Genomic DNA, 17,362 nt, shown 5'->3' with positions numbered 1-17,362 from the left:
TTAAATAATAACAAGTCAAGATAATAGCTTAAGTCTAAGCTAGTGTTTTGAATTTACGGTACGCCACTAATACTAACCCAAAAGCGATAATTAAAGTACTCGCTGGAGCAGGCACTTCACTGATAGGTTTTGAGGGGGGAGGCGAATAAGAATACAACGCATGATGTAATTGACTTTCGCCGTTAAATGACAATGCGGCAACTGAACCATCAATATTGCCACCTTTCAAATTTACTACTGCTAATGGAGCTAAAACAGAGCCATACCAAGAGCCAGCATTAAAGTTCACTTCAGTGGCTTCATAAAAATTCCATAATACATTGACTGCGGTTGCTGTTGTTGCGAAGCCTCCAAGAGGCTTAGATATAATATTTATGGTACCAGTACCAGCAACGTTAATTACTACTGGGACATTTAAATTAGTCTGAAAATCATGTTCTCCATTTTGTTTTTCCAGAAAACTTTTATCTATTTCGAAAACATTCAAATCAACAGAATTATCATTTTCAAAAACGCCTCGTTTATCCTGATGGGTTCGATGATAATCGGCGTTTTTTTCTAAATTTTCAAAATATTCACTATCGTTTTCTACCTGTGCCCACAAAGTGTCAAATTCACTCTGAAGGTTTCCTTGATTCACCTGGTTTGCTGAGCCTCCTTCAAAATTAGACGCACCAGCATTGCCACCATAAATAATGTTATGGCCATTAAAGGTTCTAACAGTTTCAATATTATTAATATCACCAACTATGGTCACTGCGTCGACACTCGAAGATATTCCAAGCTTATCACCCACGATGAGATTTTTGTTATTCTGGTCAGCCTTATTGACATTTCCACCAACAAAAATTTTACCTTGAATATCACTATTGATTGCTAAATCGTTTTTAACAATTAAGTTATATGACCCTACATGTGCCGAGGTGTTCACAGTATGTGTTGTTGCGCCAAGTTGACATGAAATTAGCCCTAGAATCGCTACTGCGCTAAATAATAATTTGATATGCACCTAATTATACCTTTAAAAAACGATTGTTCACCTTTACTTACTTGAAGTAAGCAAAATTCAAGCCTGTATTTTAAGTTTTTGATTTTGATGATTAATTTGTTGTGTCGGATGATGTTGTTTCAATAGTGTGTAAAATATCCTGACGCTTTGCTCCGCTGCTGGAAGTTGCATATTATCCGGCATTTAGGGGGTTGACACAATCCACATACAAACTTTGTTTTTGTTTATGGGTATAGATATGCACACTAAGTGGAATACCATCAATCTCATTCCACATGTTAGTGTGTTTTGATGAAGGGCAAATAGCGGTGCGCAGGTAGGATTTTTGGACGTCTTTACTCATTTCCAATGGCCCTGGAATTTGAATGTAAGCGTTGATTTTTCCTTTGAAATTTCGAGCACCTTTATAACGCCATTCACCCAAAATGAAACTAGGATAAAACGCGGCATTTACTACCTTTAAAGTGTTGTCAGTAATATGTCTTTGTGACGTGCTGGAAATTGGTATGTCATTTTCAGAGGTTGCAGCCTTACTTTGAATGCAACCACTCAATAAGCACCCAATTAGTAACATTGGCAGCAGGTAAATGGTTTGACGAACTCTACAGCCTTTGAATAAATTCATATATCACCTCAGATAACTTATCAGTGTTATCGGCCAATATCTGAATATCTCTAGCTATAATTTTACTCTAAACTATCACGGGGTTAATGATGTGGGAGCTATCTCTATCTTAATAATCTACTTTTTTACGCAGTGCTTTGGTTCTTCCCGATTTTACCTTGCTATCTACCCGTTTGATTTGTGAGCTTTTGCTAGGTTTAGTGGCACGTCGCGCTTTCTGTAATTTGCCTGCCTCTATTAAGATTTCAATCAATCTGTCTAGCCCATCTTGTTTGTTCATTTCTTGGGTTCGGTGGCTCTGAGATTTGATAATCAAAATGCCGTCTTGGGTGACTCGTTTGTCTTTGCCTGATAGTAGTTTCTGTTTGACGTATTCGGGTATGGCTGCCAAACGAATATTAAACCTTAGATGGATAGCACTAGATACCTTATTAACATTTTGTCCACCGGCGCCTTGGGCGCGCATAGCCGTCATGTCAATGGCTGGCATAAGTGATTCGAGATTTGGTGTATAACTCATTGACGCTGTTTCACTGGTTAAGGTAACACTTTAATGTATGGTTTAACTGTCACCTTTTGAAATACGCCTGCTAGGGTATAGGGGTCTGTATCTGCCCATTGTTGTGCTTCTGAAAGGCTCTCAAACTCTGCAATGATTAACGATCCAGTAAAGCCTGCTGCGCCAGGGTCTTGGCTGTCTATAGCGGGATTGGGACCGGCTACCATCAATCGGCCTTGATCTACTAATATTTGAATACGCTCAAGGTGCGCTGCTCTTGTTTGTTTGCGAATAGGCAGACTGTTTTCAATGTCTTCGCAATATATTGTGTACCACATAAATATGTCCTGTAAATTGTTTAGATAAACACGGCTACTTGCGAGTAGCCGCTTTCATTTCTGTTACAAAGCTTTGAAGTTTATCAAGCATGACTTCTGGCTGACTGAGGTTTTCAGCAATGATATTCACTGTTGCCGAGCCAGAGATAGCGCCTGCAGCACCTGATTGTATGGCATCTTTGACTTGTGCAGGTGTGGATATGCCAAAGCCCAGTAAGGGTGGTGCAACTTTATATTGTGTGAGTTTATCAATAAGTGCGCTGGCTGGAATGGTCACCGCAGTTTCTGCACCTGTTACTCCGGCTCTGCCTAACAAATAGGTATAACCTTGAGATTTTTCACCAATTTCAGCAAGGGTGTCATCACTCGCATTGGGTGGTGCAATTAAAATTTGTTTTATACCCGTTTGATTTGCAACTGCAATAAAACGGTCAGCTTCACGTAGTGGTACATCGGCTATCAAAATTGAATCAACCCCTGCGTTAACCGCGTCTTGATAGAATTTTTCTATACCACGTTTAAGTACTAGGTTGCTATAAAGTAATAAACCTATTGAAATATTAGGATGGGCTTCACGCACTTGGCGGATTATTTCGAAGTTATCATCAGTTTTGATTTTATTCGACAGTGCCCGAATACTGGCTTGTTGGATAGTTGGACCATCAGCAATCGGATCAGAATAGGGGAAACCCAGCTCCAGTGCATCTGCACCTGCTGTTACTAGGGTTTTGATAATATCCACTGAGGTTGCAATATCAGGGTCGCCAACCATCACAAAAGGAACAAATGCGCCTTCGTTTTTTTGCTGCAGTTGTTCGAACAACTTAGCGTAACGATCAACATTATTCGCAACAGAATTAGTCATGGTTTTGATCTCCTAAAATGCTATGGACATGGGCTAAATCTTTATCGCCACGTCCAGATAGGTTTACCACTATTATGGTTTCGTCTTCGGCTTCATCGGCCATATTTAAGGCATGGGCAAGGGCATGGGAAGATTCAAGGGCGGGGATAATCCCTTCCTTGCGAGACAATATTTGAAACGCATTTAGCGCTTCATCATCAGTTACTGATACGTATTCTGCTCTGCCGATATCAGATAAATAAGCGTGTTGTGGACCTACCGCAGGATAATCTAAACCCGCTGACACTGAGTATGACTCTTCAATTTGACCATCGTTATCTTGCATAATGTAACTGTAAGCGCCATGCAATATCCCTTTGGTGCCTTTACCGATAGCCGCGCCGTGCTCGGCGGTATGTACACCTTTTCCAGCTGGTTCTACACCAATCAGTTTTACATTTGGTTCGTCAATAAAGTCAGCAAACATGCCAATGGCGTTTGAACCGCCACCTACACAAGCAACGACTGCATCGGGTAAACGTCCTTCTTTTTCAAGGATTTGCGCTTTGGTTTCTTCGCCTATCATTCGATGAAACTCACGTACAATGGTAGGGAAGGGGTGAGGACCCGCTGCCGTTCCCAACAGATAGTGGGCTTTGTCATAACTGGCAGACCAGTCACGCATCGCCTCATTTACTGCATCTTTTAAAGTGCCCGAACCGGCATGAACAGGAATAACTTCAGCGCCCATCAAGCGCATTCTAAATACATTAGGTGCTTGGCGTTCAACATCCTTCGCACCCATATAAATTCGAGCTTTAAGGCCCATAAGTGCACAGGCTAACGCTGTGGCCACGCCGTGTTGGCCTGCGCCAGTTTCGGCAATAACTTCGGTTTTACCCATGCGTTTGGTTAGCAATGCTTGTCCTAAAACCTGATTGGTTTTATGGGCACCTCCGTGTAATAAATCTTCTCTTTTTAAGTATAATTTTACTTTGGGGTTATTCACTAAGTTTCGGGTTAATGTCATTGCCGTTGGTCGGCCAGCATAATCTTTTAGTAAACCCATAAATTCAGCTTGGAATTCGGGATCTTTCTGGGCATCGATAAATGCTTGTTCAAGTTGGTCGAGGGCAGGGATCAGTAACTCGGGTACGTACATACCGCCATAGTCACCAAATTTACTATCTAAATGATTCATTTATTACTCACTTTTTTAAACTGATATCGCTTGTTGCGACTAATTATTTCACTTGTCGCAAAAGCAAATTGTTACCACAGAACACACCGTGTGTTTTACTTCACTGGGGTACTTAATACTCTCGAAGCTGGCTAAAAGCTTGATCAATTATGTCTTGCTGCTTAATCCCAGGTGCGCTTTCTACACCAGAATTTAAGTCGAGCATGGCAACGCCTAATTTAGCTGCCTGTTTCACATTATTTGGGGTGATGCCTCCGGCTAGTATAATGTTAGACTTGTCAGATAGTTCATCTAACAGTTGCCAACTGAAGGATTGGCCGGTACCTCCCGATTGCTCACCTACTTGGCAATCTAATAAAAAGTACGCAACACCCGTTTCATCTATACTGGGTAAGGCTTGCTTAACCCCTTTAGCTAACCAAATTTGGCAAGAGCTAGGTAGATGTATACGTAAATTATCGATATAAGTTTGGTCTTCGTCACCATGTAACTGCACCGCTTCTAAACTTAGTTCTTTAGCATAATTCGCTACCTGTTCAATAGGTGAATTGACGAATACACCAACATAATTAAAGGGCACTGCGTAAGTAATTTGTTTGGCTTGCTCTAAAGTTATAAAGCGTTTGGATTTCTGCGCAAAAATCAAACCCGCATAACTGGCGGGACTATCTTTGACTAACTTAGCACCTGATAGGCTGGTGGTTCCACAAATCTTGACTGTGCCATACACTAGTTGTTTTGCTGCTAGCTCGATGTCATTTTCGCTCATCAAAGAACTGCCTACCAAAAAACCTTCAACTAGAGGTGCTAATCTAAGTACGTCTTGATGGCTGTATATACCAGATTCTGAAATGATCACATGATCATGATTGGCATGTTTTTTAATCAAAGGTACCAAGCGTTCTGTAGTGGCTAAGTCAGTGCTTAGGTCGCGTAAATCTCGATTATTAATACCTATGATTTTAGCTTGTAACGCACATGCTCTGAGTACTTCTTGCTCATTACTGACTTCAGTTAACACGTCGAGTTGGTAATGTTGCGCCAGTTCAGCTAATTCAACATATTGTTCGTCGTTTAACACTGACAACATTAATAACACCGCGTCGGCATGATGGTAACGAGCTAAGTGAACTTGGTATGGCTCAACAAAAAAGTCCTTGTTGATTACAGGTTGAGTAACGCGGTTTCGTACATATTCGAGGTATTCAAATTTACCTTGAAAGTATTTTTCATCTGTTAGCACTGAAATACAAGCCGCGTGAGGGCTGTAGGCTTGGATGATTTCGTCTAAGTCAAAATGTTCACGAATTAAACCTTTAGAGGGTGAGGCTTTTTTACATTCTAAAATAAATCCTGCATTAGGCTTTGCCAACGCGTCGTAAAAGCTTCTATCCGATGGGGTTAATCCGTTGATAAAATCTGCTAGAGGTAAGTCAATTTTACGTTTTGCAATTTCTAACTTTTTGTCTAAGACAATTTTTTCTAATACGTTGGCCATGTCAGTTAACGTTACCCTTTACTTTTTTGGCTGATTGCAGCCGACTGTTTTATCGTGGCTAATGGTAGCTGTTGTTGCATAGCCCCGATTGCCATTTCTGCTCCTTGAGCATAACTTTGTACTTTACCGCATAGTTTGAGTAACGCGCCCGCATTCATAGCAACCGCAGCCTGGTGCGCCCGCTGTCCTTTGCCAACTAGAACGTTTTCAATTAGGAGCTTGTTTTCTTCTGGCTCGCCACCTTTAATGGCCTCTAATGGATAGTTTTCAAGCCCAAAATCTGTTGGAGAGACTACTTTCTCACTTAGTTCGCTGCCATTTACTTCTACTATTTGGGTGTCTCCGTGTAATGCAAATTCATCCAATCCACTGCCATGTACAACTAAGGCTTTTTGGTAGCCCAATAACTGTAAGGTTTTCGCAAAAGGCATTAATAATTCAGGCGCGTAAACGCCAATAATAATATGACTGGGGCGAGCTGGGTTAACTAAAGGTCCAAGCAAATTAAACAAAGTGCGGGTTTTTAAGGTGGTACGCACTGGCATTGCATGACGAATACCAGAGTGATAGTTGGGGGCGAACAAAAAACACAAGTTTGATTCGTCGAGACATTGACGTGCGGTGTTTGCTGACATGGTAAGTTCTAAATCGAATGCCTTAAATAGGTCAGCTGAGCCCGACTTACTTGATACACTGCGATTACCATGTTTCGCTACTTTTAAGCCACAACTCGCAGCCACTATAGCTGAAGCAGAAGAAATATTAATCGTATTGTGCCCATCACCACCTGTGCCTACTATGTCAGCAAAATCATAGTCAGGGCGGGGGAAAGTCGCTGAGTTAGCTATTAATGCCGCCGCGGCACCAGCAATTTCTTGCGGTTGCTCACCCTTAATTTTTAACGCAGTAAGTAATGATGATAAAACGATGTCATCCACCTGACCTGTGACTACTTTGGAAAATACTTCAGTCACATCATCTTGTTGTAAATCTTGACCTAGATAGAGTTGTTCAAGAATGTTTTGGATCATCGTGTCTGCACCTTATCTTGGGTTAAAAATTCAATACTCTGCATCAGTAGTTGACTGCCATGAGAAGTTAAAATCGATTCAGGGTGAAATTGGAAACCTAACATTTGGTCTTGTAAATGCGCCACTGCCATAGGTATTTCAGAAAAACTCGCCAAAACACTCAATTCTTCCGGCATATTACTGGCCATTAATGAATGGTATCTCGCCACGGGTAAGGGCTTTGGCATGTTGCTAAACATTTTATCGCCGCAGTGTTCAATTAAGGATGATTTACCATGCATCACTTTATCTGCGCGAATGATGTTGCCCCCATAAGATTCAATAATTGCTTGATGTCCTAGACAAATACCTAAAACAGGAAACTGGCCTTTGACTAAATCTAGCAGTGCTAGCATTGATCCTGCTTGTGACGGATTACCTGGACCAGGGGATAACATTAACATCACTTGTCTTTTTTGACCGTTTGAGTCTGTCTGCTGCGCTTTATGTTGCATCTTTTGCATCACTAATTCAGCTGGCACACTATTGCGATATACAATCAATTCAAGGCCTAGAGTTCTTAATTCGTCCACTAGGTTGTAAGTAAAGGAATCAAAGTTATCTAACAAAAACACACATATTGGGTTCGTCGCTTGAGCCGCGGATGAAGTCATTATGCTGCTCCTTGTGCTGGTAATTGAGAGCTGGAAATAATAGCACTGATGACCGCTTGTGCTTTACCGCGGGTTTCATCTGCTTCTGATTGTGGATCTGAGTCATAAACTACACCGGCACCTGCTTGAATATAAGCGGTATTGTTTTTCACAAATGCAGAACGAATCACAATACAAGTATCCATATCACCTTGGCTGTTTATATAACCTACCGCACCGCCATAACTGCCGCGCCGCTGATTTTCTACTTGTCGAATCAAGGTGGCGGCGCTGACTTTAGGTGCGCCTACTAAGGTGCCCATATTCATACAGGCTTGGTAAGCATTAAGTGCGTCTAAGTCATCGCGTAATTGCCCTACTACTCGAGACACTAAATGCATTACATGGGAGTAGCGGTCTACCTTGAGTAAGTCAGTGACATAACGAGTGCCGGGTTTAGATACTTTGGCAACATCGTTACGTGCTAAATCTACCAACATAATATGTTCAGCTCGTTCTTTTTGATCTTCTTGTAAGTTGAGTTCTAAACGACAATCCAAATCTAGGTCAATACTACCGTCTGCTCGTTTGCCTCTTGGGCGTGTTCCGGCAATAGGATAAATCTCTACCTGATTCGTCTGTTTGGTGTACTTCAAAGCAGATTCAGGGGATGCGCCAAACATACAAAAATCGTCGTCTTGTAGGAAAAACATATACGGACTAGGGTTTTGTTGTTTTAAGGCTCGATAAGCATCATGAGGGTGAGGGCAGGGTAAGCTAAATGTTCGAGACGGCACTACCTGAAAAATGTCACCAGATAAGATGTTTTCTTTCAACTTAATCACGTCATTTTTGTACTCTTGATCGGACTTATTAACCTTTAAGTCTTTCTCAGTGATGATTGTTTTTGAGGTTTCAGCTAAGGGTTTAATTGTGCCTAATTTATGTTTTACCTGTTCTAAACGCTGACTCACGGAAAAATAATTGTTGGCCACATTTTTACCGCTAAACACACTGCCAATGATTTCGCTTTGCTGTGTTTGATGATCAATAATCACTAAAGTTTCCGCAAGATAAAAAACAAAGTCTGGACAAGAATTGGCGCTGTCAGCGACTTCTGGCAGTTTTTCAAAACTGGCCAACAAATCATAGGCTAATGCGCCACCTAAAAACACTGCATGAGGATGTTGGCGTATAGCAGTGATTTTATTGGTAATCAGGCGTAACGCATCAAATACCGCTGGCGCTTTTAAGCGACTGTCTTCATCGAGGTCAGCATCTGCTGCGGGAAAAGTGAGAGTAACTAGGCCTTCAGTGGGATCCAGTTTATGGATAACGCCAACTGGACAATATTCATCAAACATCGGCAGTACTGCATGACCGTTATCTGATAATGCACGACAATAAACGTGCTGGCCATGGCACTCTATCTTGATAGCGGCATCTACCAATAGCAAACTTTTGAGGTTGTCTTTGCTATCTATTTCGGCTGATTCTAAAAGCAAGTTATTGCTTTTACCTTGGCATAAGTATTGATACGCATGTAATGGGTCGGCGACATAGTCTGCGGCGACCACTAGGGTTTCTACTTTGCCAAACTGCTCTGTTAACTGGGCTAAACTCATTTTTTAATTCTCTAATACAATTTTTATTGAAGAGCAGGCGTAAAAAAGCCCGCATTATACGGGCTTTTTTGGATATTTATTTGCGAATTTAAAATTCAAACACAAACACTCACAGCCCGTTAGTTCAGGATGTGCCACCACCAAATGTTGCGTGTTTGAATATTTTTCATTATTTATATTACTCGTTATCAGTTTAAATCGGTTATTTGGCTGTTATTCACACGGGGATCGGTATAATAGCGCTAAACAACAGTCATTTTGTGTATATAGAAGAAAACAAATTTGGCTCTATGTCAACACTCAAATTGTTCTTAACCAGAAATAATAATAATTAATAGCGAATTAAGAAAAGTACTATTCAATGAAAATCGATCTGCATAGCCACACCCATTACTCTGATGGACACCTTTCGCCAAAGGAGTTAGTTGATCGCGCTCACAACATGCAAGTAGATGTGTTAGCCATAACCGATCATGACACCATTGATGGTATTCAAACGGCTATAGATTATCAATCACAGCAAAAACGTGCCATGCAGATCCTTTCGGGTGTTGAAATATCAACGTCTTGGCATAACTTCGATATCCATATTTTGGGCCTCAATGTTGACCATACAAACGCGCAGTTTTTGGCTCGCTTGGAACAACAAAGCCAAGAGCGCGACAGGCGCGCCCAGCAAATGTCGGATAAACTAGCTAAAGTAGGCATTGCAAATGTTTTTGAGGATGCAAAAGAGTTAGCGGGTGTGGGGCAAATAACCCGTGCGCATTTTGCGCGAGTGCTAGTACAACGCCAAGTCGTAAGAGATTTTGATTCGGTGTTTAAAAAATACTTAGGTAAAGGCAAAAAAGCTCATGTAAAACCAAAATGGATCAGTATTGAACAGGCTATTACTTGGATTCATGACGCCGGAGGTAAGGCTGTATTAGCACACCCAGGGCACTATGATATGACAACCAAATGGTTAAAACGTTTGGTTGCAGAATTCGCTGATTCGGGTGGCGACGGAATGGAGGTGATTCACTCGCACCTTACTCCTGTGCGCAAAAAGTTATTGGCTGACATCGCCGCTGAACACGATTTGCAAGCGTCTAGCGGTTCTGACTTTCATTACCCTAACCGCTGGACTGAATTAGGCAAAAACCTTACGCTTCCCGAACAACTTGTGCCAATATGGCAGGACTGGAATTTAGTCAGTCAATAACATGCTGGTAATAGAAGTTAGGTCAATGAACCTACTTCACATTCGGATAAGCGATAACATTACTCTACGAGCAATACTGCTGTGATAGTAGAATAGGAATAATTTATGAGTCAGTTTTTTTATATCCACCCAGATAATCCACAAGTACGTTTGATTAAACAGGCTTGTGAGCTTATTCATCAAGGTGCCGTGGTGGTATACCCGACAGATTCGGGTTATTCCATTGGATGTCACATGAATGACAAAGCTGCCTTAGAGCAACTTTGCCGCATTCGACAAATTGGTAAAGACCATAATTTCACTTTGATGTGTCGTGATATGTCGGAACTCTCGGAATATGCAAGAGTTGATAACACGGCCTTTAGAATGATCAAAAATAATACTCCAGGGCCTTATACATTTATTCTTAAGGCCACCAAAGAAGTGCCCAAGAGGTTACAAAATCCTAAAAGAAGAACGATCGGCATTAGAGTACCTGACAACAAAATTGCGCTGGCGTTATTAGAAGAATTAGGCGAGCCGTTAATGTCGACTACGCTTATTTTACCTGGCGCATTGGTTGCTGAGTCTAACCCTGATGACATTCGCGATGAACTAGAAAAACAAGTGGGCTTGATTATTCATGGTGGCTTTTTAGGTGAACAGCCTACCACTGTGATTGATATGTCAGACGGAGAGAATACTATTATCAGAGAAGGCAGTGGTGACACTAGCCCTTTCATATAGCCAAATAAGATATTCTGAATGTCTGCAGATAATCGCTCTTTTTCAGCCTCTTCACTTGCTAAGGAACCGGTCCAACAACCGTTACCGTTGGCATTTGTCAATGGAGAAGCCTTAGTTGAAAAACCTGAAGATTTGTATATTCCCCCAGACGCACTAGAACTGATTTTAGAAGCATTCGAAGGGCCATTGGACCTATTGTTGTATTTAATTCGTAAGCAAAAGTTCGATATTGTTAACTTACCAGTATATCAAGTTACCCAACAATACATGGAATACGTGGAGTTAATGAAAGACATTAAACTTGAGCTTGCTGGGGAATATCTATTGATGGCGGCGATTTTAGCTGAGGTTAAATCTCGACTATTATTACCTAAAAGGGCGGATGCAGAGGAAGATGAGGATGATCCACGAGCTGAGCTTATTCGCCGCTTAAAAGAATATGAGCGCATTAAAAATGCCGCTCAGGAACTTGATAATATACCTAGACAAGAGAGGGATATTTTTACTGTCACTGTGGATACCGCCGACTCAGTAGAACCACTGCGAATTTTACCGGTGGTGAGTTTGCAAGAACTGGTTTTAGGGTTTCAAACAGCAATGAACAGGGCGCAAGCATTCGAACATCACCATATAGAAAAAGAAACATTATCTACTCGAGAACGAATGAGTTTGATTTTAGAGCAAATTTCGGCGCAGCACTTTACGGGTTTTGACGAACTGTTTCATGCAAGTGAAGGCAAGCCTGGAGTAGTCGTCACTTTTTTAGCTATTTTGGAGCTAGCCAAAGAAAGTTTAATTGAGTTAGTACAAGCTCAGCCCTATGCCAACATTCATATCAAAATGAGTGGACCGCTAAAATATACTGAGGCTGAATTAGATGGCTAAGATATCAAGAGCACAGCTTAAACAGTTAGTCGAAGCTGCAATATTTGTAGCTGACCAACCGGTTTCAGCGGAGCAGCTGCAACTTACCGTATTGGAAGGTTTGGAAGTGAGTAAAACCATGCTCAAAGACACGCTAAAGGAGTTGCAGTTAGATTATCAAGCGAGAGGCATACAGTTAGTAGAAGTGGCATCAGGTTATCGTTTTCAATCGGTTGACAGTTTAAGTCCGTGGCTAGGTAAATTGTGGCAAGAAAATGCTCCCCGCTACTCTCGGGCAATGTTGGAAACCTTATCATTAGTTGCATACCGTCAACCCATAACCCGTGGTGAAATAGAGGATGTACGGGGGGTGTCGGTCAGTAGTCAAATAATGAAAACTTTGAGTGAAAGAGGCTGGATCAAAGTTATCGGCCATAAAGAAGTACCAGGACGCCCTTCGTTGTATGCCACAACTAAGGGGTTTCTAGATTATTTTGGGTTAAAAAGCTTAGGTGAATTACCCAGTAGTGATGATTTTATTGGGTCTGAAGTGTCAGACGAAACAACAAACATTCTTTTAAGCGATGCCACAAAAGATGTCGCGACAAAAGGTCAACCAACAGAATCTGTAGCAGGAGAGGCAACTTTGCGCACTCCTCCAGATGAACCAGAGCAATTACATTAATGAGTGACAAATTACAAAAAGTACTGGCCAATGCCGGAGTCGGATCGCGCCGCGAGATGGAAAGATGGATAGAGGCTGGGCGTATATCTGTTAACGGAAAATTGGCAACCTTAGGTGACAGGGTCGAACCTGCAGATAAAATTCGTGTCGACGGCAACCCTATTAGCACCCCCAATGACACCCCAACTTGTCGAGTGTTGATGTACAACAAACCCGAAGGTGAATTGTGCAGCCGTAAAGATCCCGAAGGCCGACCAACTGTCTTTGATCGCCTGCCAGCGATTAAAAACGGCCGCTGGATAGCTGTAGGTCGTTTAGATATTAATACCAGTGGTTTATTGTTGTTCACTAACGATGGTGAGCTAGCGAATCGTTTAATGCACCCCAAACACGAAGTGGAACGCGAATACTCAGTGCGCGTATTTGGAACCGTAGAAGACATGATGCTCAAACGTCTAACAGACGGCGTGAAACTTGAAGACGGTGAAGCTAAATTTAACGAGATAGTTAAAAAGCCTGGTGACGAAGAAAGTCTAAATACTTGGTATAACGTGAGTTTATCTGAAGGCAGAAATCGCGAAGTTAGGCGTTTATGGGAATCTCAAGGCTTACAAGTTAGCCGATTGATCCGCGTGCGTTATGGCTCATTAGAATTGCAAAAGCGCTTACCACAAGGTGGATGGGTAGAGTTGGGATTACCAGATTTGAACACCTTACGTAAAAGTGTGCAATTGCCGGCTGAGACTGAGACCTTGATTAAGGTTGATCCCGGGAAATTGGATCATGTGAAGATTAGTCGGATGCGGAGATCGGTTAAGAAGCATAGGGTGCGGCAGGCTAATAAGAAGCGGGATTGATAAACGCTTCGCGTTTTTGCGTTAGGTAACACCTTTTAAGTTGGGTGTTACTTTTTAGTTTTTTATGCCCTAGCGGGCACTGCTATCCCGCGACGCGACCGCTTGGCAGTTTTGTCTCGAGTCCCTTCGAGCCAGTCACTTTTTCTTCTACAGCTAAGAATAAAGTAACCAAAATAAGCCGCCGCTACCAAAGTTCTTAATCGCACAAAAAGACTTATTTTATGGGCGCCAACCGCGTTGTCGCTACAAATGAGTCCCTCCAACTTTCGCTCAAATGACGTCCCGCGCGGCGTCCGCATGTCATTTGCCCCTAAAATAAGTCTTTTTGTACTGAAACTTTAACGGCGGGAAAGCAGTGGCGGAGCCACCAAAGCTGCACATTTGTGATGACGATGTTCATGTGATTTTTTGTAATATATTGATTTAATTGTAATTTTACTAGTTTGTTACAATGGCTGTCTCTGTAATTTAGTCTGAGCATAGCTAAAAACAAATAAAATTAAAAAGGTTAAGTATTTCATGATGTATAACGCCCCAAGCAGCGGTGCGTAGCATCCGACTGCCTTTGCTTGTTAAGCATTTTTGTCTGCATAGTATGTTTTTGACAGTTTATAAATGCTCCAGCACTCCTTAATAATAAACGGAGCTAAAATACCCGCTAAGACTGACAATGGATAAGGCATAATTGCGCCGATAGCTGCTGCAGCACCAGTTAAAACTGCTAGTGTAGTTCTTGCTTTCTCCATATCACGCTTGATTGAAACATTATTTTTGACTTCTTCAGACAAAATATCATCAATTTCAGGGGATGCGTTTTTTAAGCTACCCCCAAGGTTAGAGAGTTCTGATTCCATATTCTCAAGCTGTTTTGACAGCTCAAACACCTGTTGCTGAACTACAGGTATTGTATTTTCAAAATATGCCTTTCTGGCTTCTAAGGGTAGTCGTTCCTTTAGATCTTTCTCAGCAGCCTCCAATTGATCTTTCACACTCTTAACTTTTGAGTCGAGTTCATCTTTCTTTTTCTTTACAGCCGAGGCATCGGTTTCAATTTTTTCCTTTAATCCATACTCAGTGAGTATCCCTGAAAGAAGTCTATATTCTCGTTTTTGCTGAAAATACATTAAGAAGCCAGCAATAGTGAGAATTAGCATCACAATATTAAGAGCGAAAGAAACTCCAGCCCCAGTAGAACCCGATATCCATGTTATGAAGGTTTCAAACCATGGAGTTACATTACTTTCGTCCAATTCTAAAACTCCTTTTCAGGTTTGTTTTGATGCTTAACGCTTTGCATATGGGGATTTTAGGAGCGCTTTTTCAGCGAGTAAAATTCCCACCATAATGCACTTGTTAGAATCACGTGACCACCCAGTGATAGGAAGTAAAATAATACAACTCACTTTTTCCATTGTATTCGAAATATTGTGATTGCCACATATCCTTTTTAACTTCATTTCCCCAAATATCTTTTTCAATTGCATATTTGACTTGGTCTAGCAAATTGCTATAAACGTATGACGAAATGCCAATATTTCCATGCAACATATCTCCAACCTTTACGGATTTATTAACCGCATTACCTATCCAAACTAGGTCTCTATTATCCGCTCCTGCTATGCCAACTTTTGCACAGAGAATTTTACCATCGTCAATCCCTATTCCAAAATTTACTGTGGAATATTTCTCCATTTTCTTTTTCACCGCAGAGTCAGAGGACGAAAGCATCCATTTCATTTTCATAGCAGCTTCAACTGCATTACTGAGAGTTAATTTTGATGTTCCCTGAAAAAAGACCAACATACCATCACCATTAAAGCTTCTGACCTCTCCACCTAAGCTTTTAGCTATAGTAACTATCGTATGAAAATATGCTTTATGGATCTTGGCGACAGTAGTTCGATTATGATTATTCAAAACTGCTGTTGAGCCCCTCATATCTATAAATAATGTTGTTGCCTCAAATCGCAGTCCCTTATTGCCAAAAGTTAGTCTAGTATCGTCAATATTTGGAACATCCGTAATATCGGTTACATCAAATGCGTCGTCTATAATCTGCTGAATCTTGGAATCAATTCCACTTTTCATTATTTCTTCCTTAAAATAAATATGGTTGCAGCACCGATTGGAGACAAGATAGCTGATAGAGTTAACCAAACTGCAATTTGGAAGTTTCTATACTTTTCTTTGGCTATAACAGAGTTAATTATAATCTGGTTTGAAAGGTCTTTTTGATAGCCAGTATATTGACTGTTTTTCAACTCTAATTTCACTTCCAATGCTTTCAAATAGGCCTGAGGTGTGTATTTTGCTATATCCGAGAAATATAATAAATTATCGCTTCCCTTTGTTCCATTTGGCTTAGCTTCCCAAGGCATACTCAGAGAGGGTATGACGGAGATTAAGCAAATAACCAATGAAGCAACACATAGAGATGCTGACATTACTAAATAAAAACTAAACAAAATATTCATTTCGAATGTTTTTGATAGTCTAACTATTCCCCAAATTAATGCGCCATTACCTGCAATTAAAGTAGCAGACTTGGCTTCAGCATATTTGAGCCAGTCATTTATATTTGAGAATATATCGTTAAGTTTCTCGTCCATGACAAGCTATCCCCAGTGATTCTAACGCTTAACATATGGGGCAATTACTTGCTGGCTATACTGCGCGAAGTGCCAGCCAGTGAGTAATTGTCCCAGCGAGTTTACGAGCGAAATGATGTTTTTGTTAGGTGTGGCAGCGATCATACTCAATTCTCATATTAAATAATTGCGATACCCCTGAAGGCCAATCACCATCTTTTACATCAACCTCAATCATTTGTCCCCAGTGTAACCTGTCCGTAAACTCCTCGGAAAGGCAAACCTTATCGAGTAATTTTGTTTTATAAACTTGGGCAATTTCAGGCTTATTTTGTCTTCTTTTTTCATAGCTTAGTTCAGCACCATCAGAGTAAATAAAACTAAGCTTGTAGTTGTTTTCTGTTTCTGTGAAATAACTGAGCTGAATATTTGCAATATCATTTGAAAAATAACTATTAAGGATTTTTAGTTTATTTTGATATTCCCATTGAGGGTAATTCCCAAATAAAAGTACAAAAACGATACTAAACAAGGCAACGAAAAATAAAACAAACCCTCCTTTACCTGCCCACCAGTTAAGAAATCTAAAAATCCATTTCGGAGTTGACTTCACTTGAACACCTAACGCTTAACATATGGGGATTTTAGGAGCGCTTTTTCAGCGAGTAAAATTCCCACCATGATGTTTTTGTTAGGTGCACTCACTGCGCAAAACCAATAATTTGAAGTACATTGATTATGATGAGCAATACACCAATTACTATTAAAGCATTTGGTGAAACCATTGTTTTCTGATTAGTTAAGTTAGATTTTAATGCTTTACCACGCATAACCAAATAGCCACCCAAACAAACTAAAATAAGATTAATTACAACACCAGCTAAAAAGTGAGAATCCATTAAAAGTTAATCCCTAGCAAATCATTATGAGAGTATTTAGTTAAATTAATCCAACTGCTAACTGCAGTGCACCTAACGAGGCTGTAGAAAAGTCGGTTTTGACTATTCAAAGCATCGTCTTTCTATAAATTTGTAATGCCTACAACTTTGCCTTGAGCCAAGATATATTGCAAAGTTTTTTACTCGTGGTTTTGATTTTCCAGTTTTCGGCTTTTATCTCGTTGCAGGTGGCTGTTT

General features: G+C 40.8%; 20 protein-coding genes. 5 read left to right on the top strand and 15 right to left on the bottom strand.

The window, feature by feature from the left end; all coding sequences use genetic code 11:
• Positions 1-34: 34 nt before the first annotated feature.
• The 10 genes from ABJK37_RS05670 to ABJK37_RS05625 form a co-directional block, all read right to left on the bottom strand.
• Complete coding sequence (locus ABJK37_RS05670) at positions 35-1,009, bottom strand: choice-of-anchor A family protein (protein WP_348351002.1); 975 nt, start codon at positions 1,007-1,009, stop codon at positions 35-37.
• 172 nt (positions 1,010-1,181) lie between these two features.
• The gene (locus ABJK37_RS05665) at positions 1,182-1,634 is read right to left on the bottom strand and encodes a hypothetical protein (protein ID WP_348351000.1); all 453 of its coding nucleotides are present in this window, start codon (positions 1,632-1,634) and stop codon (positions 1,182-1,184) included.
• A gap of 109 nt (positions 1,635-1,743) precedes the next feature.
• Entirely contained in the window at positions 1,744-2,154 is a 411-nt protein-coding gene (gene arfB, locus ABJK37_RS05660; protein WP_348350998.1) for an alternative ribosome rescue aminoacyl-tRNA hydrolase ArfB, read from the bottom strand.
• Positions 2,155-2,171: 17 nt separating this feature from the next.
• On the bottom strand, positions 2,172-2,471 hold the full coding sequence (locus ABJK37_RS05655) for a YciI family protein (protein ID WP_348350996.1): 300 nt from the start codon (positions 2,469-2,471) through the stop codon (positions 2,172-2,174).
• Positions 2,472-2,505: 34 nt separating this feature from the next.
• Complete coding sequence (gene trpA, locus ABJK37_RS05650) at positions 2,506-3,336, bottom strand: tryptophan synthase subunit alpha (protein WP_348350994.1); 831 nt, start codon at positions 3,334-3,336, stop codon at positions 2,506-2,508.
• Entirely contained in the window at positions 3,329-4,516 is a 1,188-nt protein-coding gene (gene trpB / locus ABJK37_RS05645; protein WP_348350992.1) for a tryptophan synthase subunit beta, read from the bottom strand. The genes trpA and trpB overlap by 8 nt, the downstream gene beginning before the upstream one ends.
• Before the next feature lie 112 nt (positions 4,517-4,628).
• On the bottom strand, positions 4,629-6,014 hold the full coding sequence (gene trpCF / locus ABJK37_RS05640) for a bifunctional indole-3-glycerol-phosphate synthase TrpC/phosphoribosylanthranilate isomerase TrpF (RefSeq protein WP_348350990.1): 1,386 nt from the start codon (positions 6,012-6,014) through the stop codon (positions 4,629-4,631).
• A gap of 11 nt (positions 6,015-6,025) precedes the next feature.
• Positions 6,026-7,045 carry an anthranilate phosphoribosyltransferase gene (gene trpD / locus ABJK37_RS05635; RefSeq protein WP_348350988.1) on the bottom strand — a complete coding sequence of 340 codons (1,020 nt, stop codon included), beginning with the start codon at positions 7,043-7,045 and terminating at the stop codon, positions 6,026-6,028.
• Positions 7,042-7,698 (bottom strand): aminodeoxychorismate/anthranilate synthase component II, encoded by a 657-nt coding sequence (locus ABJK37_RS05630; RefSeq protein ID WP_348350986.1) that lies wholly within the window; start codon positions 7,696-7,698, stop codon positions 7,042-7,044. Before ABJK37_RS05630 ends, trpD begins: the two co-directional genes overlap by 4 nt.
• Entirely contained in the window at positions 7,698-9,302 is a 1,605-nt protein-coding gene (locus ABJK37_RS05625; RefSeq protein ID WP_348350984.1) for an anthranilate synthase component 1, read from the bottom strand. The genes ABJK37_RS05630 and ABJK37_RS05625 overlap by 1 nt, the downstream gene beginning before the upstream one ends.
• A gap of 361 nt (positions 9,303-9,663) precedes the next feature.
• Here ABJK37_RS05625 and ABJK37_RS05620 point away from each other — a divergent pair, with 361 nt between their 5' ends.
• The 5 genes from ABJK37_RS05620 to rluB all read left to right on the top strand — a co-directional run bounded on the left by ABJK37_RS05620 (position 9,664) and on the right by rluB (position 13,638).
• Positions 9,664-10,506: a PHP domain-containing protein gene (locus ABJK37_RS05620; RefSeq protein ID WP_348350982.1), complete on the top strand. Its 843-nt coding sequence runs from the start codon at positions 9,664-9,666 to the stop codon at positions 10,504-10,506.
• Positions 10,507-10,611: 105 nt separating this feature from the next.
• On the top strand, positions 10,612-11,232 hold the full coding sequence (locus ABJK37_RS05615) for an L-threonylcarbamoyladenylate synthase (RefSeq protein WP_348350980.1): 621 nt from the start codon (positions 10,612-10,614) through the stop codon (positions 11,230-11,232).
• 18 nt (positions 11,233-11,250) lie between these two features.
• A complete protein-coding gene (locus ABJK37_RS05610; protein WP_348350978.1) occupies positions 11,251-12,117 on the top strand; it encodes a segregation/condensation protein A in 867 nt (288 codons plus the stop codon).
• Positions 12,110-12,781 carry an SMC-Scp complex subunit ScpB gene (scpB, locus tag ABJK37_RS05605; protein ID WP_348350976.1) on the top strand — a complete coding sequence of 224 codons (672 nt, stop codon included), beginning with the start codon at positions 12,110-12,112 and terminating at the stop codon, positions 12,779-12,781. The genes ABJK37_RS05610 and scpB overlap by 8 nt, the downstream gene beginning before the upstream one ends.
• The gene (rluB, locus tag ABJK37_RS05600) at positions 12,781-13,638 is read left to right on the top strand and encodes a 23S rRNA pseudouridine(2605) synthase RluB (protein WP_348350974.1); all 858 of its coding nucleotides are present in this window, start codon (positions 12,781-12,783) and stop codon (positions 13,636-13,638) included. The genes scpB and rluB overlap by 1 nt, the downstream gene beginning before the upstream one ends.
• Positions 13,639-14,210: 572 nt before the next feature.
• Here the strand turns inward: rluB and ABJK37_RS05595 are convergent.
• The 5 genes from ABJK37_RS05595 to ABJK37_RS05575 all read right to left on the bottom strand — a co-directional run bounded on the left by ABJK37_RS05595 (position 14,211) and on the right by ABJK37_RS05575 (position 17,125).
• Positions 14,211-14,888: a hypothetical protein gene (locus ABJK37_RS05595; RefSeq protein WP_348350972.1), complete on the bottom strand. Its 678-nt coding sequence runs from the start codon at positions 14,886-14,888 to the stop codon at positions 14,211-14,213.
• A 109-nt stretch (positions 14,889-14,997) separates the two neighbouring features.
• On the bottom strand, positions 14,998-15,726 hold the full coding sequence (locus tag ABJK37_RS05590) for an adenylate/guanylate cyclase domain-containing protein (RefSeq protein ID WP_348350970.1): 729 nt from the start codon (positions 15,724-15,726) through the stop codon (positions 14,998-15,000).
• Positions 15,726-16,247, bottom strand: coding sequence for a Pycsar system effector family protein (locus ABJK37_RS05585; RefSeq protein WP_348350968.1), 522 nt, complete (start codon positions 16,245-16,247; stop codon positions 15,726-15,728). Before ABJK37_RS05585 ends, ABJK37_RS05590 begins: the two co-directional genes overlap by 1 nt.
• 124 nt (positions 16,248-16,371) lie before the next feature.
• Positions 16,372-16,839, bottom strand: coding sequence for a hypothetical protein (locus ABJK37_RS05580; RefSeq protein WP_348350966.1), 468 nt, complete (start codon positions 16,837-16,839; stop codon positions 16,372-16,374).
• An 88-nt stretch (positions 16,840-16,927) separates the two neighbouring features.
• Complete coding sequence (locus ABJK37_RS05575) at positions 16,928-17,125, bottom strand: hypothetical protein (RefSeq protein WP_348350964.1); 198 nt, start codon at positions 17,123-17,125, stop codon at positions 16,928-16,930.
• Positions 17,126-17,362: the final 237 nt, after the last annotated feature.

Origin of the sequence: Paraglaciecola sp. (assembly GCF_039964565.1) — a bacterium.
Classification (GTDB): Bacteria; Pseudomonadota; Gammaproteobacteria; order Enterobacterales; family Alteromonadaceae; genus Paraglaciecola.
This window is presented reverse-complemented; position numbering and strand designations above follow the sequence as displayed.